Annotated in this window: 14 protein-coding genes; 3 read left to right on the top strand and 11 right to left on the bottom strand. The window is 72.2% G+C overall.

What is annotated here, in order from left to right; all coding sequences use genetic code 11:
- Positions 1 to 624 precede the first annotated feature (624 nt).
- The 3 genes from ACIBSV_RS46075 (at position 625) to ACIBSV_RS46065 (ending at position 8,795) form a co-directional block, all read left to right on the top strand.
- On the top strand, positions 625 to 1,977 hold the full coding sequence (locus tag ACIBSV_RS46075) for an FtsX-like permease family protein (protein WP_395873524.1): 1,353 nt from the start codon (positions 625 to 627) through the stop codon (positions 1,975 to 1,977).
- 932 nt (positions 1,978 to 2,909) lie between these two features.
- On the top strand, positions 2,910 to 3,050 hold the full coding sequence (locus ACIBSV_RS46070) for a helicase associated domain-containing protein (protein ID WP_395873523.1): 141 nt from the start codon (positions 2,910 to 2,912) through the stop codon (positions 3,048 to 3,050).
- A gap of 1,023 nt (positions 3,051 to 4,073) precedes the next feature.
- On the top strand, positions 4,074 to 8,795 hold the full coding sequence (locus tag ACIBSV_RS46065; RefSeq protein WP_395873522.1) for a DNA-binding protein: 4,722 nt from the start codon (positions 4,074 to 4,076) through the stop codon (positions 8,793 to 8,795).
- Positions 8,796 to 9,614: 819 nt separating this feature from the next.
- Here the strand turns inward: ACIBSV_RS46065 and ACIBSV_RS46060 are convergent.
- The 11 genes from ACIBSV_RS46060 to ACIBSV_RS46010 all read right to left on the bottom strand — a co-directional run bounded on the left by ACIBSV_RS46060 (position 9,615) and on the right by ACIBSV_RS46010 (position 22,197).
- Positions 9,615 to 9,866 carry a hypothetical protein gene (locus ACIBSV_RS46060; RefSeq protein ID WP_395873521.1) on the bottom strand — a complete coding sequence of 84 codons (252 nt, stop codon included), beginning with the start codon at positions 9,864 to 9,866 and terminating at the stop codon, positions 9,615 to 9,617.
- Between the two features lie 26 nt (positions 9,867 to 9,892).
- Positions 9,893 to 11,326, bottom strand: a complete 1,434-nt coding sequence (locus ACIBSV_RS46055) for a peptidoglycan DD-metalloendopeptidase family protein (RefSeq protein ID WP_395873520.1) — start codon at positions 11,324 to 11,326, stop codon at positions 9,893 to 9,895.
- A 127-nt stretch (positions 11,327 to 11,453) separates the two neighbouring features.
- A complete protein-coding gene (locus ACIBSV_RS46050; RefSeq protein WP_395873519.1) occupies positions 11,454 to 11,849 on the bottom strand; it encodes a hypothetical protein in 396 nt (131 codons plus the stop codon).
- A 254-nt stretch (positions 11,850 to 12,103) separates the two neighbouring features.
- Complete coding sequence (locus ACIBSV_RS46045; protein WP_395873518.1) at positions 12,104 to 12,757, bottom strand: hypothetical protein; 654 nt, start codon at positions 12,755 to 12,757, stop codon at positions 12,104 to 12,106.
- The gene (locus tag ACIBSV_RS46040; RefSeq protein WP_395873517.1) at positions 12,754 to 14,580 is read right to left on the bottom strand and encodes a type IV secretory system conjugative DNA transfer family protein; all 1,827 of its coding nucleotides are present in this window, start codon (positions 14,578 to 14,580) and stop codon (positions 12,754 to 12,756) included. Before ACIBSV_RS46040 ends, ACIBSV_RS46045 begins: the two co-directional genes overlap by 4 nt.
- Positions 14,577 to 16,184, bottom strand: coding sequence for a hypothetical protein (locus ACIBSV_RS46035; RefSeq protein WP_395873516.1), 1,608 nt, complete (start codon positions 16,182 to 16,184; stop codon positions 14,577 to 14,579). The genes ACIBSV_RS46040 and ACIBSV_RS46035 overlap by 4 nt, the downstream gene beginning before the upstream one ends.
- Positions 16,185 to 17,666 (bottom strand): SCO6880 family protein, encoded by a 1,482-nt coding sequence (locus tag ACIBSV_RS46030; protein ID WP_395873515.1) that lies wholly within the window; start codon positions 17,664 to 17,666, stop codon positions 16,185 to 16,187.
- Entirely contained in the window at positions 17,663 to 20,230 is a 2,568-nt protein-coding gene (locus ACIBSV_RS46025; protein WP_395873514.1) for a hypothetical protein, read from the bottom strand. The genes ACIBSV_RS46030 and ACIBSV_RS46025 overlap by 4 nt, the downstream gene beginning before the upstream one ends.
- Positions 20,220 to 20,963, bottom strand: a complete 744-nt coding sequence (locus ACIBSV_RS46020; RefSeq protein ID WP_395873513.1) for a hypothetical protein — start codon at positions 20,961 to 20,963, stop codon at positions 20,220 to 20,222. The genes ACIBSV_RS46025 and ACIBSV_RS46020 overlap by 11 nt, the downstream gene beginning before the upstream one ends.
- A complete protein-coding gene (locus ACIBSV_RS46015; protein WP_395873512.1) occupies positions 20,960 to 21,346 on the bottom strand; it encodes a hypothetical protein in 387 nt (128 codons plus the stop codon). Before ACIBSV_RS46015 ends, ACIBSV_RS46020 begins: the two co-directional genes overlap by 4 nt.
- Entirely contained in the window at positions 21,343 to 22,197 is an 855-nt protein-coding gene (locus tag ACIBSV_RS46010) for a MinD/ParA family protein (RefSeq protein ID WP_395873511.1), read from the bottom strand. The genes ACIBSV_RS46015 and ACIBSV_RS46010 overlap by 4 nt, the downstream gene beginning before the upstream one ends.
- Positions 22,198 to 22,212: the final 15 nt, after the last annotated feature.

Below are 22,212 nucleotides of genomic sequence, written 5' to 3'. Positions count from 1 at the left end.
CGTCGGCGCGGCCATGGGCAAGTCGGTTCGGTATGAGCCGGTTCGGTTGACGCCCGTGCATATCGGTGCAGTGGCGTGGTGGTGCTCTCGCACGATGTACCGCGCGGCCGGGACCGGGAAACCCAGGGGACCGCTCAAGGTTGCCGCCGCCAGGCGGAACCGGCGGATTCGGCGCGCGTGAGGCGCCGTTGCCCCCTTTTGAGGAGTGTTCCGTAAGATGCCGTGCGTTCATCCGTCCCTGCCGTCACGGCCGCCCTGTGCCTGGGAATTGCCGTGGGAGCTGCCCTCGCACACGGACGGCCGCCACCCTGCGTACGCCAGGCCTGCCACGGACTTCCCGAATGGCTGGGCGAGTTGGAAGTGCCTCCACAACGTCGGCGCGCCCATCCGCGAGTCCGAAAGCCTGAACGCGGCGCTCGTGGGTGGATCTGCCGGGCGCCGGCTGAACGTCGACAACGGCGGATGGGTCTCCGGTTCGGCTGGAACGGGACCACCCGCGGCCGTGGGCACACCACGTCTCGGTTCCCTGGGTGCTTCGGCCGCGTCGGGGGTGTGGTTTCCCGAACCCCGATACGGGAGGCTGCGCCCTCGGCCGGGGGCCGGTCGGGCGGCCACGCTGGAGACATGAGAACCACAGCGATGCCCGGCCTCGCGTATGCCGGGATGCGGGCCCGTCCCATGACGTTCGCCGGAGTCGCCGCCGCCGTCTTCCTCACCATCGCGTCCGTGACGCTGTTCGGGACGCTCGTCGCGACCCCCGCACCCCCGGCCCCCGACGGCCGGGCCGGACTCGCGCTCCTCGGCGGCGCGTTCGGCGAAATCGCCGTCGTCGCGGCGGTGTTCGTGGTCGCCACCACCCTCGGCTACGCCACCCGCCAGCAGCAGCGCGAACTCGTCCTGCTGCGCGCCGCAGGCGCGACCCCCCGCCAGGTGCGGCGGCTCGTCCGGCTCCAGATCGCCGCGGTCGTGGCCGTGGTCGGTCCGCCGGCCTGGGCGACGGGAGCGTACGGCGCGCGGTGGTTCGTCGACGCTCTGGCCGCGCACGGGTTGGCCGCGCACGGAATCGACGTCCCCGCCGCACCGGTCCCGATGGCGACGGCGTCCGCCGTGGCGGTACTGGTGGGCGCCGTGGTGGTGCCGATCGCCACCCGCGGTGCCACATCCGGGCGGCCGGTGGCGCCGGCGCCCGCCCGCAGCCTGTTCCGGCTCGCCGCGGGTGTCGTCGTACTCGCAACCGGCGGTTGGTTCTGCATGTTCCTGCGCGGCCGATCGCCCGACGAGGCCGGCCAGGGCGCGCTGCTCGCAGCCCTGATCCTGCTGCTCGGTGTGGCGCTGCTCGGGCCGTTCCTGGTCCACGCCGCGGCCGCGGTGCCGCTGCGCCCGTACGCGCCGCGAGTCGGCAGACTCGTCGCGGCCAATCTGCGTGGGCACGCCCGGCGGGTGTCGGCCGCGGTGGTCCCGGTGGCCCTCCTGACGGGTCTTGCCTGCACGTTCCGATTCGTCTCGGACACCATCGATCACACGTCGCGTCTCGACGCCGGGTCCGCGCTCGCCGGCGTCGCCTCGCCCGGCGACGTGTGGCTGCGGCAGGCCGAACTCGTCCTGCTCGCCTGCTTCGGCGCCGTCGCCACGGTCAACTCGTCGGCGGCGCTGACCCTGGAACGCCGCCGGGAGTTCGCACTCCTGCGGCTGATCGGCGCCCCGCGCGCCCTGGTCGCACGCATGTTGGCGGTGGAGACGGCGCTCACGGCCGCCGTGGGCATCGCCGCCGGAACCGCCGTCGCGTGGGCCGCGGCGGCCGCGTTCGGCGCCACCCTGCCGGGCGCGCCGCTTCCGACGATCGACATGGGCGCGTACACGATCGTGGTCGCCGGCGCCCTCGGGATGACCGGCGCGGGCGTGGCGGGGGCAGCGGTGCGCGCGTTGGCCGACCCGGCCGTGTCCGCAGCGGCCGAAGGAACGGAGAGCGACGGCTGACCCGACATCCCGGGGCCGCGTCGCGCACGGCGCGGCCCACCCGCGCGCCGGTGACGGGCAGCTTCCGCGTGGCGTCGCCGACCCAGGATCCCACGTGTTCGACGAAACCGTTCTCGGCGAGGAACAGCAGCAGTTCGCCGAGAATGTCGGCGTTGACCCCCGTGGCGGATCCGGTCGTCACTCCGCCCCCTCGTTCTCCTTGGCCGCAGCCGCCTTCCCCAGCCCGGCAACACCACACGGCGCCATCGACAGGCCCGAGCCCCGGACCGATAACCCGACCGAAAGTCGCAAGGAAAATCAGACAGGAAAACGTGACCGGAAGCCGAGCGGCGCCGCAGGAACCGCCACACCGGCGACACCGCAGCGGCTCAACCGCGGCCACGACCCGTCGACCGGGCGTTCCAAGCCTCACCCACCGAGGCAGCCCTCGGAAAGGACACCGATCAGGAACGACACGAACGGCCACCGAGAGGCGACCTCGTCCACCGTCCACGGGGTTTCCCAACAGAACCGACCATCCGTCCCAGATCCTGCAAATCCAATGGTCGGCACATGGTCAATCGACAAGATCTTTCAAAACGGCCGGGACGGAGCAAACGGCACGCCAGGCATGCAGCCGACTTCCTGGCCGAACAGGGCGACAGAGCGCGGTCGGACGGCGTGGGCCTGGGCGTCGTGCACCGCAGGACGGCGATCGGGCGGCGGGTCGCCCGGCAGCGCTCCGGATGGGACGGCCTCAACCAGGCAACAACGCGAGCAGCTGCTCGCGCTCGGGCTCACCCCACTCACGTTGGTCAACGAGGCGGCCGAGGCCGCGGTGCCGGAGGGGCTCGGCCGAAGCGCACGCGCGAGCAGGCGTGGGCGATCGCGCTCGCCGCGGCGGCGGCGGCGTACCCAGCCCGGGTGGGGCACATGGAGGGGCCGCGGGCCCCGTGGAGACCGTGACCGCGTTCGACGGCTGGGCGGAGGACGTACGGCTCGGACTGTGGGTGAGCACCACCAGGAGCAGGAGGACGAAACTCCCGGCCGAGCGGATCGCGGCGTTGGACGCGCTCGGGATGCGATGGACGTAGCCGGCGACGCGAACGGGACTGGCACATGGCAGCTTTCGCCGACGCGGAAGCGGGCCATCGTTCCGATGGGGCGCCTGTGGGGCGCGGGACGCGTTGGTGTCACGAGCGTGTCACCGTCGGGGTGGAATCGGCGCTCCGGGCTTCGAGGGGGGTGCGGCCGTTCGGTGTTGCCGGGTGGTGTTCGGTGGCCCTCCAGTGCGCCCAGGCCGACAGTTCGGCGATGAAGTCGCGAAAGGACGGTGTCGGGCCGGCGGGTGTGCGGTCGGGTCGTCGGCGGGGTTGTTGGGGGGTGTGGCCGGGCAGGGCGGCAAACAGCATCCGCTCCACGCAGTGGTTGAGGTTCTCGATGCCGCCCTTGTGGTCCGACGGCGGTGGTGGCAGGCGCCTGGCGTTGTTCGGCGGCGAACTGCCGCTCGACGACCCACCCCCGTGGGTGGGCGGGGCGTTGCCGGTGGGGATCGGGCTGGTCGTCGTCGCGGCCGTTCGCGGGTGTGGCCTACGGCCTGTGGGTGCAGGCGTTGCGCGGGCGTCGGGACGCGATCGGTGTGGGAGCCGCGAGCGGGGTGGTGAACGTCGCGGCGGGAGAGGGTGGTCCGCCGGTGTCGTCGTACGCCGCGGACGCCGGATGGTCGGCGGCCAGCTCGTGCCCGACGCCCGGTTCTACGGAGTGGTCGTCGACGTCTTTTCGGTCGGGGCCGAGGATGCCCCGAGCCTGGCCCCTTCCATGTGGGTGTGCGTCGGAGACTCGTCCTGGGTGTACTCGCCCAGGGACGCGTCGAGGGAAAGGTCCCGGACGACCGGGTGCGCCGGCTGATTCTGGTCCTGGCACTGCTCGGCGGGATCGTCACGCCCGCCGGGGGGTACGTTCGTTGGGCTGTGACGCGTCGCCCCGCCCGCACCCGTGGGTGCCGCATGCCTGGGAGCCGCGTCTCGCGGGGGCGGGTGTCCGGAAGCACCCGTATGGTTTGCCGCGACCGGGCGCCGGTTCGCCGGCGCCGTACGATCACCGAGAGGTGTACGAGCGTGGGCACGCGAGAGTCGGCCGATTTCCCGGAGTGGATACGGCTGCACCATCCACACGACGCCGCGAAGGTGTTCGTGTTACTCCCCGACCTGGCCAAGGACCTGGCGAGGGCCCGCGATCGGGCGTGGTCCGCGCCCAAGACCGCGTTGGGGATCTATCAACGCATCGCCCACGAGCTGAGCGTCTCCTACCCGCACCTGCTACCCGCGCTCCACGAGTACGCCGGCCGGGTGTTCCTGAGCACGCGGCATGCGACGTTCGCGGCGCAGATGCTCGGCGCCGCGCGCCTGGCCGAGGCCGAGCACGGGTTGAGCGTGGACGACGAACACGTGGACGAGGTGTTCCTGGAGTTCGCGGTCGCCGACGCGCTGCCGGCCAAGGCGGTCGCGGAGTACTCGAAGGACCTGACGACCCGGTTCTCGGGTGCGGAGGCCTTCCGCCGGTTCACCCGATTGTGTGTACGACGCACGGAGGCGGGGTTGGCCCCGTCCGCGCAGATGGCCTCGGCGGTGCGCCGGCTCGCGCGCGCAGCGGGCGATCAGGCGGCGCGTGAACAGGCTTACCTCGCCGAGATGCTGGCCCTTCCCGCGGTAATCGACGCGCCGTCGGGTTGGTGGAGTGCGCACCGGCCGGCTCTGGTCGACCTCGCGCGGCGCGATCCGGCCGTCCGGGGGATGCTGCTGAAGCTGATGCCCGGCAGCCACGCCAATCTGACCGGCGACCAGACCCGGGCGCTGATCGTCGAGTGGCTGGCGTTGCTGGAGGCGTCGGGGGCCACCGCCGGATTGGGCGACGGCGCCCAGGTGAGCGCGCCGGAGCGGCCCGCCGACGGCACGGCCGGCTGGCTCGACCGCGTTCTGCGGGCGTGGGGCGGCGGATGGGGCGGTGACCCGCGACTGCCGCTGCTGCACGCCGTGGTGACGCGGGTGGCCGACCGGCTGCGCTCCGAACTGATCGCGTCGGGTCGGACGGTCGCGATGGGCAGGACGCTCGAATGCGATCTCGACCTGTTGGACCTGCTGTTGGCCTTGGACGTGCCGGTGGCGGACCCCGGGCCGCTTACCCGACTGGAACCGCTCCGATGGGCCGAACAGGCAGACCGGCGCGACCTGCTCTCGCTGGCCGCCGAGCCGCGGTTCGCCGGGGCGTTCGGCCGGGGCGCCGACGGCTTCTACAACGATGGGGACCATCTGCGCGCCGTGCGCACGTTGGCCGCTTCGCCTGGCGGGCGCACCCTGTTGACGGGATGGGTGTGCGACGTCGCGCGACGGTCCGCGGTGGCGGAGGGCTTGCCGCAACTGCCGGCCGCGCACGGACGACTCGCGTGGCTGCCGGACGACATCGTGGCGTTGGCCCCCGAGGAGGTGGCCGCGGCGGCGCGGGTCGACCTCGTGCGTGAACTCGTACGAACCCTGCGGGGCGGGCTGTTGGACGAGTTGAGTTGGCCGGACTTCGAGGACGCTACCGGCGGCGGTCGCACCCACACCAACCCCGTCATGGCGGACGCGTGGCCGCATCTGATCGTCGCGAAGGGGCCCGAGGTGCGCGTGCTCGGCCCCGAGGGCTGCGTGCTGCGCCACGAGGCACGGCTGCCGCCCGAACGCGACCGACGTGGCCGGCCCGCGTTCCACTTCGTGGATGGCGCGTTGCTCGTCTATTGGCGGACCTACCCGAACAATCTGTTCGGGTATTGGCACCGCCCCGACGCGGCGGAGAACGAGGTCGTGGCGCTGCGGGGGAAGCCCGACCCCGAGAAGTGGTCGCTGCGTACCGGCGCGGTCTCGCTGCCGGTACCGGGCGGCGGGCGGACCACCGGTGGCGGGACGCTGCGCCCCGGCGACGACGTGGTGCCCGACGAACTGCCGGTGATCGGCGACGGGACCACGTTCCGGGTGTGGGACGAGAGTTCGTCGTCCTGGCTCGGCCACGACCCGACGACCGGGGAACGAGGCGACCTGTCCGCGCTCGACTTCCCGACCGCCGCGCCGCCGTCCAGGCACGCTTGGGTACGCCCCGCCCCCTCGGCGGAGTCCACCCCGCTCGGGGTTCCGGTGGACGGGCTGCTCGCGTGGGAGGTGACCGTCCTGCCGGACGGCTCGATGCGCGGCCGGGACCTGGCGGGGCGCTCGGTGACGATGCCCGCGCGGCTGCGGGACGACTACTTCGAGAACCACCCGTTCGGTGCGTTGACCCTGCCCGGTGACGCTCGTCTCCGAACCCTGGTCCGGAACCGGGACGACCGGGTCCTGCTGCTCGACCCCGACGGCGTCGTCACGGCCGTGGCCGACGAGCGCTTCGTCGCGGGTCACCCGACGCTGCCGCCGACCGCGTATTGGTCCCACCTGCGCCCGCGCGACCCACAGGGCTCCGCCGCGCTGCGGGCGATCGACCACGAGACGGCGGCGGCGCTGCTCAAGGCGGCGACGGCCGAGGGCGTGGACCTGCCCGGCACGGTGCGCGCGTTGCTCCCGGGGATCGGCAGCGACACCCTGGCGGCCGGGGTGGCGGGCGTGGTGCGGTTCACCGCCGAGCGGCAGGCCGTCCTCGACGGCGTCGCCGACCGGCTTGTCGCGCATCGACGCCCCGAGCGCGAGTTCGGCGATCCGCGCACCGATCCGAGCGATTCCCTGCTGGGCAAGGCGCTCGCCGGCCTGTACCTGAGCCGATATTCGAAGGCGGTGGGCTTTCACGGGATTCAGGGCGTCCAGCTCGCGTTTCGGCAACTCCGCGCGCTGCTCGAGGCGCTGCGCGACGAGCGCCCGTCACCCGCGGCCGGGGAGATCGACGAGCGACTGCACTTCGGCGGGGCGGAACTGCGCAGTTCCTCGGTGCCGTGGGGCACTCTCCTGGGGGTGTGTGACGCCGTCGCCTTTCGGGCCGCGGCCCCCACGACGCCGCGGGAGGAGCGCGAGGCGCTGCGCCGGCTGTTGGAATCGATCGACGTGTTGGGTCTGGACTCGGCGCGCGACGGGCACTGGCGACGCGTCGAACTGCGGCTGGAGCACGAAGCGTTGGTCGCCGCGCGATGGCGGAGCGACTGGCACGACAGTTCGCGCGGTGTCCTGCGGCTTCCCGACGGCGCGTTCCTGGTCGTCGTGGCGGCGAACGACCCGGAGCACGGCTCACGCAGCCGCGATTCGGGCTGCGACTTCACCGCGCTGTTCCACGACCCGACGGGCCGGTTCGAGGTGCCCGCGCCGTACACGGTGACGGCCGTGGAACCGATCGGCGCCGACCGCGAGCCGGGCGCGCTGCGCGCGTTCCTGGCGGAGTGGGCCGAGCGTGGGCAGTTCGGGTGGAACCCGGCGGCGGCGGACGAGTTCGCCGAGGCAACCGGTGTCTCCCGCGCGCTCGCCCGGCTCGTGGTGGCGGGCCTGCCGGCAGCGGCGGGCAAGGACGCCCCGGCCGCCGAACTGCGCGAGATGCTCGGCCTGAAACCGGCCGACACCCGGGTCGCGGCGGCCGACGTGGCTCGACTCGCGCTCGACCGGATTCCCGCGGAGGTGGTCGCGGCGCTGTTGCCGGCGGACCCGGCGCGACTGTGGACCGACGGCCCGGACGTGACCGCCGCCATCGCGGTGTGGAACGCGCGGGTGGGTCGGCGGATGCCGCTGCCCGACGCCTTGCTCGCCGAGGCCGCGGGCGTACCCGACCCGGCGTCGATGTCACCCTGGCAGCAACCGTGGCCGGCGGACCCCGCACTGCGCGCGGTACTCGATCCGACCTCTTCGCCGGAGTTGACCCGGGATCTCGGGTGGCGAACCAAGCGCGGCGAGGTTTCCGAGGCCGGGCCGCCGGGCCGCGGCTTCTCCAACGGCGTCCTGGTCGGTACGACCGCGATGGCGGCCTGGCTGGCCCACCGGCTGCCCGCCGGCGACCCGTTGCGGAACGCCCTGTCCACCGCGTTGGGCCTGATCCGGGAGCGGCTGTCGGCCGCGGGCATGGTGCTCGAGTTCGGCCCGAACGTCCACTACGGCGCGTTCCGCGAGGCCGCGGGCAGTCCGCATGAAACGGGAGACGGATGGGAGCGGTACGGCGCGGTCGTGATCGCCGCGCTCGACTGGGACCGGTACGCAGGCATCGTGTCGAACCTGGTCGTACGAACCGACCTGCTCGACGAAGCCGGCAGCGACCCGTACCTGCGCGAGGTGTACGCGCTCGACGAGTGGACCCGCAGGTCGGAGCCGACCCGGGAGGCGCTGCGCCTCGCGTTCGATCCGGCCTTCGCCGCGCTCCTCGCCGACCCCGGTGACCCGGCGGCCGGTGGGCACGGTCCGGACGGCACGTGGTGGCCGCAGGACCCCACCCGGTCGGTGCCCGACCTGGTGGGCGAGCTCGGCAGCGTGTACGGACTGGGCGAGGACGCCGTCGCCATGTATCTGATGCTGCTGGCGATGCCGGATCCGACCGACCGCAACGTCGCGCGCTGGACGGGCTGGAAACCGGCCCGGCTGACTGCGGCGCGGGCCGAACTGGCCACGACCGAACTGGTTTTGCCGGCGCGGCGTGCCAGGGCCGGGCGTTCGCTGTTCGTGCCCGGTGAGTGGCTGGCGAAGAAGTCGCCGCAACTACCCCTGGAGGCGTGGAAGCTACCGCTGTTCGGCCTGACGGGTGGTCAATATCCGCCGCTGGGCGTGCTCGTGCCGCTCGAGCCGGCGGCGGACCTGTACCGCCGGGCCTGGCGACGCGTCCAGGAGGGCGACGCGCCGGACCTCGCGTAGCGCCGAACGGGCCGTGCGATCGTCCTCGCCGAGGCCCGGGTGGCCTCGGCGAGGACGGCACCGCCTCGAGAAAGGGTGCCCCGGTGAACGCGCACGCGCCCGATCGGGCGCGTGCGCGCGTCCCCGTACCGACGGTGTCCGCTGCCCGATACGGAGGTGGCTTTCCGCGCACCGTCGACAGCAGTGGGCCTGGGGGCGTTCCTCCCTTTGCTTCGTCCGCCACGCCTCATGGGCCCGCGGGGACGGCACGGGCGCGTCAGGATGGTTGCGCAGGTGGCGCCGGCAGGGGCGGTCGCAGTCGCCTCACCGGTGGCTTCGCGCAGGTACCACCGGATGCGGCCGAACAGCCGCGTCAGGCCCACGCGTGTCCTGCCGGCCGTCACGGTCGGCAGGACGCGGTGTGGCCTCGAGGGTCGCCAACGACCCGACAGTCGAGCCCGCGAACCACACACGGCGTGGTCTCCCCCCGTCGCGACCCGGAACGGTCCTCGACACGCCCGTGAGAACCCGGCTACTGCGCACTGCGGCTCCGCGCGTCGCCCGTCGAAGATCCGGAAGTCCTCCACCGGACACAGTGTCGTGCGGTTCGCCGACAGCGGGACGATGCCGAGACTGATCGAGGGCAGCGACGCGAGCGGGAGCAGATGACCGAGCTGGGCGTTCGACCGTGAGCGGGCCGACAACCGGCCGGTTGTGATCACACGCCGTGTCCGGGGCGCAACGGGGATGGCGAGACCCCGGGCGGGCCCGGCCGGGGTGTGCTCCACTTGTGCAGAAGCGCGGGGATGCCGAGGCAACCGGCTTGCTTTCGGCGGCTGTTCACGGCCGCGCGACCACCTGGGCCAGAGGGCCGTGGGTGGTGATGAGTTCCTCGACGCGTTCCGCGTCTGCGCTGGGGAGGGAGCGGAGGGCGTGGGTGTACATGTTCGTTTCGCGGGTCCAGTGGGCGATCGCGGTGCGGTCGCCTCGGGTCTCGACGTCGGATAAGTGGGTGCGGGACCAGGATTCGAGGATGGTCAGGATGCGGGCGGCTTCCGCTCGCCGACGGGTCACGTGGTCGGAATCGGTCATGGGACTCTCCCCCTGTGGTGGGATGTTCACGGTTTCAGGGCCTTGCCTTGCAGCCATGCGTACGGGTCGATCGGGGCGCCGCCGCCGGGGCGGACTTCGAGGTGGAGGTGGGGGCCGGTGACGTTGCCGGTCGAGCCGACCTTGGCGATGATCTCGCCGGTGGCGACGCTGCCTTGGGGGCGGACGAACGAGGACAGGTGGCAGTACCAGGTGAGCGTGCCGTCGCCGTGGCGCAGGACGATGCGGTTGCCGTACGCCCCCGCCCAGGCCGCCTCGACGATCTCGCCGCCGCCCACCGCGCGGACGTCGGTGCCTTCGCCGGCGGCGAAGTCCAGGCCGGTGTGGTTGTGGGCCCAGCGGTCGCCGGACTGGCCGAAGCGGGCGGTCAGTGTGTACGACGCCAGCGGTAGTGTCCAGCCGCCCTGTCCTTCGCCTCCTCCGGTCTTCGCGAGGGGGGCCACGGCCGCCAGTTGCGCCAGGACCGAGGGGCGGACCACCACGCCTTTCGACCAGTAGCCGGAGTCGCGGAAGTGCGCGTAGCGCACGTTGAGGCCGGTTTTGGGGGCCTCGATGATCGTGTCGTCGCCGAATCCGGGGATCGTGCCCACGTACATGCCCACGTGGCCTTCGTTCGGGAAGACCAAGTCCCCTGGGAGCAGCGGCTGTCCGGTCACCTTCGGGCCGGCGTCGATCTGGCCGTAGGTGTCCCGGGGCAGCTTCAGCCCGGCGCCGCGCAGGTATGCCATCTGCATCAGGCTGCTGCAGTCGCAGTGCCGCGCCATGTTCGGGCCGTGCGCGTCGGTGCAGTCGCCGCCGTAGGAGTACGACGTCCCCAACTGCTGCTGGGCCCAGGCGATGATGGCCGTCATGCCCTCGCCGGTCTCGGCCGACGCTGCCGCCGCGGCCAGCTCTGCCGCGGTGGCCTTGATGATGCGCACGTACTCCTGGGTCTGGGCGTACGGCGGGATGCCCTGGTATTTCCTGACCGCGCCCGGGCCGGCGTTGTAGGCGGCCAGCATCAGTTCGATCGGGTCGCCCGGTATGCCGGCGACCTCCTTGAGGACCACGCAGTCGTAGTTGGCCATCGAGTAGATGGCGTCGATCGGGTCGAACGGGTCCTTGCGGCCGTCGTTGTTGCCGTCGACGCCGTAGGTGGTCCAGGTGCCCGGCATGAACTGGGCCAGGCCCTGCGCGCCGACGTTGCTCACGGCGCGCGGGTCCCATGCGCTCTCCTGCTTGAGTTGGGCCGCGAGGAGTGCCGGGTTCAGTTCCGGGCACTTGGTCGCCGCCTGCTCGATGTGCGGCCGGTACTCGGCGGGGATCTTCGCGTCCTCGCGCAGCGCGCCTCCCGAGCCCGTGAGCGTCACACCACCGCTGTCGCCGCCCCCGAGCAGCAGCACCGGGACCAACACCATGAAGAGCAGCATCCCGGCGAGCACCGACACCACGAAACGCACCACCTCCGAACCCCCAAATCATGAAAGTGAAGACGAAGAACCCATGGGTGAACCCGCGACCGCGCTCCGCGCGACCGCTCAGTACGACAGATCAGCTGGACGGGTCAACGAGGCAGGTCAGTCGGACCGCTCAGAGCGACCAGGCCCGTGCGACCCGCCACACCCCGTCGTTCGCGCGGTGTAGTTCGACGCTGATCGGGGCCTCGTCCGCGCGGTCCACCTCGCCGTCGCGTGCCGTCAGCTGCCATGCGCTGACCTGGACGAACACCACTCCGGGGCCGCCCGGCGCGGCGGGGACCACCGCGGCGTGATGGACTCGGGCGGTGACCGTGCCGCGCGTGGCGACGAACGTGCGCCAACCCGCGCTCTCCCGGGCCGCGCCCGGCGCCGGCAGGTCCCGGATCCAGGCCTCGGTGGCGAACCGCGCCAGCTCCCGCCGCCACCAGGCCTGGTCGTGGTCCCAGCGGTAGGACAGGTACACCTCGGCGAACGCCGCCGCCACCGCCGCCGGGTCCGCGAGGTCCACGCCGGACCGTGCCGCGACCGGTGGCGGCACCGTGCGCGCGGGTGGGCGTTCGAACGGGACCGACGCCGACGGTGCGCCCGTCCCGGCGGGGGCCGGGGGCCGGGACGGCCCGGAAGTGACCGTCCGCGTAGCCCCCGTGGGCGCAGCCGCGGAGTCGGTACCCGGCGGGCCACCCGGGAACGCACACCCGCCCACCGTCAGGCACGCCCCCGCCACCACGATCGCCGCCACGGCGCGCAGCCCGATTACGTGCCTCACGCCCCCACCGCCGCCGGCCGGAAGCCCTCTTCGGCGTCCGTCCCCGGTGCCGCGGCCGGCATCGACGCCGGCCGCTCGTCCGCGTCCGCGAGCGCCCTCGCCCGGGCGTTCTCCGCCCACCCCGCCGCCCAGACCGCCTGCGCATGCCCGGACTTGTGCCGACCCGCCCCCGCGCACTTGTGTTGATCCCACATCCGCCAGCGCCCGTGCGCCCGCTGGAGGGCCTCCATCCACCCCAACGCTCCGCCGCGCGGCGCGTCGGGGACCTCGTACGCCTCCGCGAAGGCGAGGTGCAGGGCGGCCAACTCCCATACCAGCACCGGATGTTCGAACCAGCACCCGGGCAGTACGTCGGCCACCGGGAACACCGAGACCAGCCACTCCACCCACCCGATCAGGCGTTCCCACGCCGCCCGGGTCGCATCCGCGTCCAACACCCGCCAGTCGTAGTCCGCGGTGGCCGGACCATCCCCCTCCCCCGCCGCGTCCGTACCTCCCCGCCCGCCACCCGCCTCCAGCGCCTGCAGACGCGCCACCACGCTCTGCTGTTGCTCCGCCAACCGCAGCAACAGCTCCTCGAGTTCCGCCAGGTACTCCTCGTTGCCCCGGCCCTCGTCGCCCCGATCCGCCACCGCCGCCACCCCGCTCATCCGGCACCACCCTCGATCCCCATCCGGGCGTACAGCGCGTCCCGCGACTCCGCCAGTTCCTTCGCGTCCTCGCGCTCCCACCAAGGTGTGAGCACGGTCTCGATCGGCGGCAGGTTGCGGGTGAACAAGAGCGCGTGGCCGACCGGCAGTTGGCGGATCTCGGACTTCTCCAGCACCGGGATCCGGCGGACCGAGCGGCTGAACGTCATCCGGCCCTCGCTGAAGCTGTCGCCGGGGGTGTACTCGTCCACTTGGCCGGACATGTCCGCGAGGTTGCCCAGGTCGGCCGGGTCGGAGAGGCCGCCCAGGATCAGCTTGACCGAGCAGGTCTCCCACATCGCCGCGGCACCTGCCTCGTCCCAGCGGGCCCTGGCCTGCCAGCGTGACTGCATCGCGGCGATGGTGGTGATGCCCTTGCCGCCGCCGTCGGACATCAGGTTCGGGAGCGAGGGGATCGGCGCGATGTTCGTGCACTCGTCCAGGACCAGCGACAGGGGCGGGTCCAGGCGCGAGCCGACCGAGCGTTGGGCCAGGTCCTGGGCGACGCGCACGATGTCCTCGATGAACGCGCAGATCAGCGGCGCGACCGAGATCTGTGAGCTGCGCGAGCCCAGGATGTACAGGGTGCCCTTGCGCTTGAGGAAGTCGGCGGCGTCGAACGCCTCGTTGGATTCGACGTCGCAGCCGGCCAGTACGCGTGGGTCGGCGAAGGCGTCGAAGGCGCGTTGCACCACCGCCCACACGCTGCCGCGCAGGCGAGGGTCCGCGGCTTGGAGTTCGGCGAGTTGGTCGGCCCACATCGGCGCGGCGTCCGGGTGTGAGCGCAGGATGCCCACCGGGGTGCGATCGTCCGGGTTCATCGACCACTCCAGCACCGTGCGTACGGTGTATCCGCCCAGGTCGGCGGCGTGCAGGTAGGCGCGGAGCACGGCGGTGGCCATGCCGGCGAAGAACTCGCCGTTCTCGACGTTCTTGCCGCCGACGCCGGAGCCGGCGACGAACCCGGCCGAGCGCTGGATCGCGACCAGGGGGTCGGCGCAGCCGGCCACCGGGGACCAGCGCAGGCGGTCCATCCCGGAGGTGATGTGCTGTGGGTCGAAGACGTACACCGGGCCCAGGCGGGCGCGTGCGGCGTAGGTGACGGGCAGGGTGTCCAGGCGGGTGCTGGTGGTGATCACCGCGCCGGGGGCGCCCAGGATGCGGTCGACGATGTAGAACATCGTCTTGCCCATGCGTTCGGCGGCCACCAGCAGCCCGGACCACTCGTACAGTCCCCACAGCCGGCGTCGGGTGCCGGCCTCGCGGCCCAGCGAATAGGCAACCTGCCCGGGTTCGACGCCCTTGCGGCCCGCCAGGGAGGGTCGCACCACGGCGGCCTTGGCCAGCACGGCCTCCTCCGACAGCAGGCCCTCGATGTCGGCGGGGGTCGCGAATCCCGGGCGCCGTCCGCGCGTTCGACCCCGTAGTCGCCACACGCCCCAGCCCAGCGCGCCGACGAGCGCGCCCAGCAGGACGGTCAGGACCGCGTACACCGCCACCGGTCCGCCGACGTCGGCGCGGGCCGGCTCCGGCCAGGCCCGGGCGGGGTCGCCGCCGTGGGCGATCCAGCGTATGGCGGTCCCGGGGGCGTCGCCGGGGCCCGCGTCCGGCCAACTCCGGTGGGTGAGGACGCCGGCGAGTTGGCCGGCCAGCCACGTCGTCCACACCACCAGCGCGAAGAGCGTGAGCGTGCACAGGCCCAGCAGTACGCGGGCGCGGATCTCCTCGGGCTCGCCGGCGGTGATCTTGCCACTGGCGCGGGTCCGACCGCCGTCGCGGTTCACACGCCCACCCCCGAGGCCGTCGAGACGGCGTCGGTCCCCATGGCGGTCGGCGCCGGTGCGGGGGAAGGCGGTGACGACGTTTCGGGGGTGTCCGGGGTGTCGCCGACGTGGTTCATCCGGCTGTCCGTCTGGACCATCTCCTTCTCGATCCGGCTCAACCGGTGCTTGACCACGTGGTATTGGGTGCCGATGTTCCACACCGCGACGCCCTGCTTGAGCCGCTTGAGGAGGTCGGTGACCACGTCGGAGGTGCCCAGGAACTCGCGTGCCTGGGCCAGGCTGCCCTCGGACTGGCGGTAGGAGATCCGTACGCCGGTGTCCTCGATCAGGCCGCGTGCCATCCGCACGATCTCGCTGTCGCCGTCGCCGACGGCCGCCAGGTCGGAGAAGCGGTGGAATCCGATCACGTTCGACATGCCGTACGCGCGGGCGATCTTGAACTGTTCGCGCAGCCGGCGCACCAGCGGCAGGTAGCGGGCGATGAGGGCGAACTCGTCGTAGACGACGATGCGTTGCTCGCCGTCGGGTCGCGACAGCTCCGCCTCCAGCCAGGATTGGGCGCAGGTCATCGCCATCGCGGTCATCTCGTCGGAGGAGCGCATCGCCGACAGGTCCAGCACGGTGCCGTCGGCGGTGAAGTCCAGGTTGGAGGTGGACGCGCCGTCGAAGATCCCGGACAGGGGGCCGTGCACGATCCGATACAGCGCCATGCGCGCGTTGGAGGCGCTCTCCAGCAGCCGCTGCGGGTCGACGCTGATGCGGGCCGCGTCGGTGCGCCAGCGGTGCGGGTCGCTCATGCCCTCCAGGAGTTGGCCGAGGGTGGGTTCGCCGCGTCGGTCCGGGCTGGTGCCGTCGTGTTCGCGGGTGAGCGCGTCCATCCCGAAGGTGACGGCGGTGCGTTCGGCGTCGGTGAGGCGCTGGCCCTTCTCGATCTCCAACAGGCCCTCGACCAGCAGCAGTCGGCGGGTGCGCTGGTGGGCCAGCCACGCCTCCTCGGTCTGGCCCGGCGCGCGCCGTACCCCCTGGAGCGGGTTCATCCGCGCGGCCAGTCCCGGGCCGACCCGCAGCGGGGTCACCCCGGTCGCCTCGGCGAGCGGCCCGTACTCGCCCTTGATGTCGGCGCTGATCGAGAACTTCACCCCGAACGGCACGTTGCGGAACACCAGGCATTTGAGCAGCGACGACTTGCCCGAGCCGATCTCGCCGATGACCACCACGTTGGGGGCGGTCAACAGACCGGCCCGGTACAGCTCGTGGACCGAGAAGGTGAACGCGGTCCGGGAGAAGACGTCGAACCCGATCAGGGGTCCGTCCACGGCCAGGCCGGCGTCGTTGGTGAAGGGGAACCACGAGCGCAGGTGCGCGGTGGTGGTGGTGTGCGGCTGGACCCGCATCCTTCGGGCCACGCGGCCCGCGGCCCGGCCGTGGGTGCCGCGGCCGTCGGCCGGTGGTGGTCCGGTCAGCTTCCCCCAGGCCGACTCGGCGCGCGAGTGCCGCCGTTCCAGTCGTCTGCGGGCGCGTTCCTCGTCCCGGGTCTCGGCCAGGCGGCGCAGTTCCTCGCCCCGGTTGCCCTCGCGGACCAGGTCGTCGTTGCGACGTGCCACTCAGATCACCCCTCGCATCGGGGCCAGTCCGTACGCCAGCGGCAAGGCGCCCGCCAGGAACGCCTGGTCCTGTTCGCCGTACAGCACGACCGACTCGCAGCCCGCCTGCGACAACTTGCGTCGCACCACCCGCATCTCCTTCTCCAGCGCGGCGATGTCGACCGCGGTGACCGTGACGAACATCGAGTACCGGACCCGGGTGAACCCGGCGGCGACCTCCTCGTCCTCGCGCGAGGCGGCCCGCGCCTCCTGGCGTTGCCGGGCGCCCTCGACCAACTTGAGCTTCTGCCGGGTACGCCGGTCGCCCTCGTGCGCGACCATCTGCCGCCGGGACATCGCCTCGGCCTTGGCCGTCGACAGGGGCTGTGCGACCAGCGTCACCGACCGCCGGCAGGAGGTCTGGTTCAGCACCGGCGTCAGCCAGTTCCGGCCCACCTCGCGCACCGGCAACTGGTGCACCCACACCGTCTGGGACCAGCCCGAGTCGTGCCGGTAGTACGCCCAGTGCGACTCGGTCGCCGCCGGGCCCGCCAGCCTCGGGTCCACCCCCTCGGCGGCGCCCTCCCCGTCCACCCCACGTGCCTCCAGCGTGGTCAGGTCGGCGGGGTCGAACTGGGTGCGCAGCACACCGGCCAGGCCGCGTGGGGACAACCAGCCCTCGGTGCCCACGCCGGCGTCCAGCACGCCCTGTTCGAGCGCGCCCAGCGCGTCCACCACGACAGCGGCGATCGCCGCGTCGGTCCCGCCGGCCTCCTTGACCTGCGCGGACAGCCGCGACAGGTCGAACCGCACGGCCAGGTACACCTCGTGCCGCAGCGTCGAGGGGGCCGAGGCCGCGACGAGTTGCTTGAGCGACTGCGCGGCCAGGGTGTCCGGGCGCACCATCCGGGTGCGGATGAAGCGCTGCGCGCGGTTGGCGCCGTCGGGGATGGTGCGTTCCATCACCGACCACGACGCCAACGACTCGTCGTCGCCGAACGAGCGCATCACCGAGCCCCAGTCCACGACCCGGCGCTCCTGGAGCGAGGAGTCCTCCAGGATGGTGTTGGTCCCCTGGCAGCGCAGCACGGCCACCACCTGGCGGGCGTGCCGGTCGTGGATCAGCCCGACCTCGCGCTGCCCGTCGGGTGCGCGGGCCGGCAGCCATACGCACCCGGCCAGGGCGCCGGGCAGCTCCATGTGCTCCTGGACCGCGTTGCGGGCGAACGGGCCGCCCCGGTACAGGTTTTGGCGCAGGCCGCGCTGGGCCGCGTACGCCCAGATCACCGGCACCCAGGCGGTCAACGCACGACCGCTCCAACGCGCCAGGGCGATCACCAGAAACAGCGCCATGACGACGATCCAGACGATTCTCAGCAGCCAGTTATCGGCCCTGAGTACCGCGACCCCGCACAGCAGCGCCGCGACCAGCGCGCCGAGCCGCCCGAGTGTGAAGCCCATCAGGACACCACGCGACTCCAACGGCGAAAACTTGAACCTCATCGCACTCCCCCCCACGCCTCTTCGCCGCTGTAAATGTTGTGGCCGACATCCGGGACCGCCTCCACGGGTCCGTCCGCACCGGACGTGTCCGACGGCGCGGATGTGGACGGCGGGCCCACCATGGAGGTGGGAGCGGATCCACCGAAGAAGCCCGCGCCGGGCGAGGCAGCCGACCCGCCCGAACCCCCCGAGCCCCGCGAGCCGGCCGACCCTGCTCCGGCTCCGGCTCCGGCCAGCGCCACATCGGCGGCGATCTGCTCGTCGCCCGAGGAGGAACCGGGCGAGCCCGGGCCCGAGCCGCCGGTGGGCGAGCCCGCGGTCTCGCCCACCGGGTCGCCGCCCGGGTTCAGGGCACCGGGATCGCCACCGCCCTCGGGCACGCCCGGCGTACCGCCGTCGTCGGCGCCGTCCTCCTCCGCCTCGGGCCCGGTGCCCGTCTGGTCGTCCGCCCCGTCGGCGGTGTTCTCGGCGGGTCCGCCGCCCGGCGCCGAATCCCCGTCGTCCGCGTCCATGTCCGTGTCCGCGTCGTCGCCGCCGGTCATGCCCGACTCCACGTCCGCGAGGTTGGCGTCCATCTGTGACGCGGGCGAACCGCCCGGGGAATCCTGTCCGGCGCCGGGGGCGGCCGGGGCGGGATCGTCCGCGGACCCGCTGCCGGGCATCGCGGCGTCCTTGGCCTTGTTCATCATCTTGGCGCCGACGTCGTTGCCGATGCCGGTGGCCTGCGCGTCGATGAAGGAGAACATCTTCATCAACGCGAACGGCGCGTAGACCATCATCCAGATCATCCCGAGGCCGCTGAGGACCGCCACCAACGAGTCGCCCTCGCCGATCAGGCTCCCCGCCAGCAGCCACAGGGCCGCGATCACGAACTTGCTCCAGGCCAACGCCGTGAAGTTCCAGAACCACTTGCGCGCCCAGGTATGGGTGTGGGGGTGCGCCTGACCCACCATCGCGATGGCCCCGAACAGGGCGGCCGCGTACAGCTCGATGCCCCGGACGAACATGATCACCATCAGGGCGATCAGTCCGATGATCGCGAAGATGGAGGCCAACAGCACCACGATGACCATGCCGCCGTCACCCATCACTTCGCCCAACTGGTCGGCGAACGCCTGCGCACTCCACTGGGGTTTGTTCTCGTTGGACGCCAGGAGCGCAGTCGTGCACTGATCGGAGAGCTTGACCATGAGGTCGGCGACTTTGGCCGCGAGGCAGATCCCCAGCACAGCCCGGATCAGACCGCCCACCGACGCGGGCACGTGCCCGAACTTGTCGGAGACGATGTTCAAGAGCACCGCCGCGACGAAGAAGATGAACACCAACGCCAGCATCACCGTGGCCACCGAGTCGTACACCGAGGTGAAAGCGGTGCCGTGCAAATCGGGGGCGGTCTTGGCGAAGATGAACTCGGCCGTCTTCGCGAACAGCGTCGCGGCGCTCTCCGCGGCCGCCTTGACAAGCTGCTCGAGGCCCTTGTTGGCCAGCCATCCCGCGAATTTCCCGGGGAGTTTCAAGACCTTCCCGGCAGCCGAGACGATCGACTTGAAGGTGTCCGGAACATCCGGGACGAAGTCCCCGAAACTGATATTGAGCGTCTTGCCGCTCTTGTCGAGCAGTGATTCCTTGATCTTGACCGGATCGCATGTCCGCGACATGGGATCGCCCTTGGGGATCATGTCGCAGTGGATCTGACCATCGGCGCCCAAGAGCCCGGGGAACGTCCCGAAGTAGGTGCAGGTCATCCAGTCCGGCGTCGGCACCGGCATCCGCTCGCCGCACTCCATCACGGCGTCGTCCTTGATCCAGGTGACCGTGGGCCACGCCTTGCTCAGACCCTCGAAGACCTTGCGGAGCCAGGGCTGCGTGCTCGGCGGCACCACGTTGAGGTCGGTCGTGCGCCCGCCGGTGATCTGCACCCTGATCGCCGCGGGATCGCAGGTGCCCACCAACGGGTGGCCCTCGGGAAGCTTGTCGCAGTGGACCTTGCCGTCCCAGCCCAGGAAGCCCGCGGGCGTGAGCAGACCGTACGTACGGCACAGGTTGTAGACCTCGGGTGCGGAACCCGCGCAGTCGATGGTGTTGGCCTTGATCCACGACACGTCCGGCCAGGCGAGCGTGAGTTGGGATGCCGACACCGGGGCGTTGGGGTCCGGCGGGGGCTTGGGCGGGGCCGGCGGCGGCGGGTCGGTGGTGCGGCCTCCGGTGATCTCCTTGCGGATCTTTTCCGCATCACATTTGTCGAAGAACGGTTTGCCGTTCTTCGGGTTGAGGACTTCACAGTGGATCCTGCCATCCAGGCCGATGAACCTGGTCCCCAGCGTCTTCAAGCCGTACTTCTCGCACTGCTGCCGCGTCTTCTTGATCGACATCGAGCGGCAGTCGATGGGCTGGGTCATCAACCAGCCCACGTCCGGCCACGCGGATGCCAGGTGGGGATGCTCAGGGGGGTTGGGCTTCGGCGGCACATCGTCGGCGGATGAACTCCCCACCCCCAGCAGGCAAGCCACCAGGGCGAAGACCACGAGCAGACCCGCCCGCCGCCACACACCGTCACGGTCCATCGGCCGCCGCCCCCGGCGCGGCCAGCACCACCGTGAACCGATCCGCGGTGTCCGGCTGTCCCAGCGTCGCCGGTGTCGGGCCCGGCTGCGGCTCGTTCAGGACGACGATCCGCCATCCGTCGTCCACCCACCGAAGGCGGGCGCCCATCGTCACCCACGACAGTGTCGGCGTCGCCTCCGGTGTGCGTCCGTCGGTCTTCATCCCGATCAGGTTGATCGCCCACACCAACGCCCTGACCTGCCCGTCCGGCTCGGACTGGGTGACCACCCGCATCGGCACGAACTGGTTGACCGCGCCCGGGCGATCGGCGGAGAACGTCGACCCCGCGAGCCGGTCGATCTGCTCCTGCGGGGCACCCGCCAGGACGATCCGACGCGCGTACTCCACCCCGGCCGCACGCGGACCCGTACTCAGCGCGAAGACGTTGCGCAGGTACGCGGCCAGGGCCTGCCCCGCACCCTCCGTCGTGTTCGGATACGACGGCGCCTGGCTCGTACGCACCGGCACCCACGGCGTTCCGGCGGGACCGCTCGCGGCCCCGCCGCCGACTCCGCCCGCGCCCGACTGCGCGGCGGCGTCCGATGCGGCGGTCGCGGGCGCCGAACTGCGCCCCCAGTACCAGGCCCCGCCCGCGGCCCCCGCGACGATCGCCAGGACCAACAGCACCACCAGGACACGCGGCCGTCCCGCGTGCGCGGACGTGTAGCCCACACCCATCCGGCGCGCGCTCATCCCGCGATCACCGTGTCGATGACGAACTTGAGGATCGCGCCGGAGGCACCCAGGATGGCGACGCCGCCCAGCGCCTTCCACATGAACGTCTTGCCCTGCGCGGATACGTGGTGGCTGCCGAAGATCGGCCCGACCATCCACATGACCGCGCCGCCCGCCAAGGCCGCGATGGCCATCGAGAATCCGATCCACAACATGCCGTTGGCGATGGTGTCCAGCACTCCGCCCTGCGGGACGGCATTCTTGTCGGGCTTGAACCTTTCGTAGTTGAAGGTCGAGCCGGTGCCCGTGCCGCCGCTGGGGGGCGGGCTGGACACCGGGGTGTCGGCCGGGAACATCACCCGGGCGTGGGCACGAACCAACGCGTGCGCAAGAGAACTCATGTCGTGTCCTTCGAAGTCATGGGGTCCGCCTGCGCGGACGCGGTCCAGTCCCAACCCGCCGCCACCGCGGCGGCGATCTCCAACAGGGCGCCGCGGGCGGCCTTGCCCAGCGCCATCGGTCGCACCGGCTCCGGTTTGGCCAACTCGCGGTCGTAGGGCAGCCGCACCACCGCGCGGACCTGCCGCGCGAGCGTGCGCTCCCCCGCCCGCACCTCGCGCGGCGGATTCGGCGCGACCTCGTTGACCACCACCACCGCGCCGTCCACCAGCCGTTCGTGGCCCAGCGAGCGCCACCAGGCCAGGCACGCCAACGCGTACTCCGGGCCGTCACTGCTGGCCCGCACCACCAACACCGCCGTCGTCGACCGGCGCAGCGCCTGCTCGCACACCGCGTCGCCCGCGGCCGGGGCGTCCACCAGCACCAGCGGGTACGCGCCGCGCAGCCGGGCCAGTACCCGATACAGCGCCCCGGCCGTCATCGGCGGACGCGCCGCGTCGCGGCCGGACCGGGACTCGCCGGCGAGCATCTCCAGGCCCGTGGGGCCCACATGCATGCACGCCCGCGCGTCCCGACGCGACATCGCCTCCGGGCCTTCGAGAGCGAGCAGGTCGTTGAACGTCGCCTCGCACGCCGAACCCACCCGCGCGGGCAGCCCGCTCCACGCCCGGGTACCTGCGTCGATCGCCAACGGCGGGGCCTGCTCGGGTGCGGCCAGCGCCAGCAGGGACCCCAGCGCGGCGGTGACCGTCGACACCCCGACACCTCCGCCCGGCGCCGTCACGGCCACCACCGGGGAGCGGGCGGGCAGACGCGCCATCGCGGTCCACACCGCGCGGGTGTCCTCCGACATCGGCAGGCCCTTGGG

Origin of the sequence: Embleya sp. NPDC050154 (assembly GCF_044460165.1) — a bacterium.
GTDB lineage: Bacteria > Actinomycetota > Actinomycetes > Streptomycetales > Streptomycetaceae > Embleya.
The sequence above is the reverse complement of the archived record's forward strand: the minus strand, read 5'-3'. Positions and strand labels throughout refer to the sequence as shown.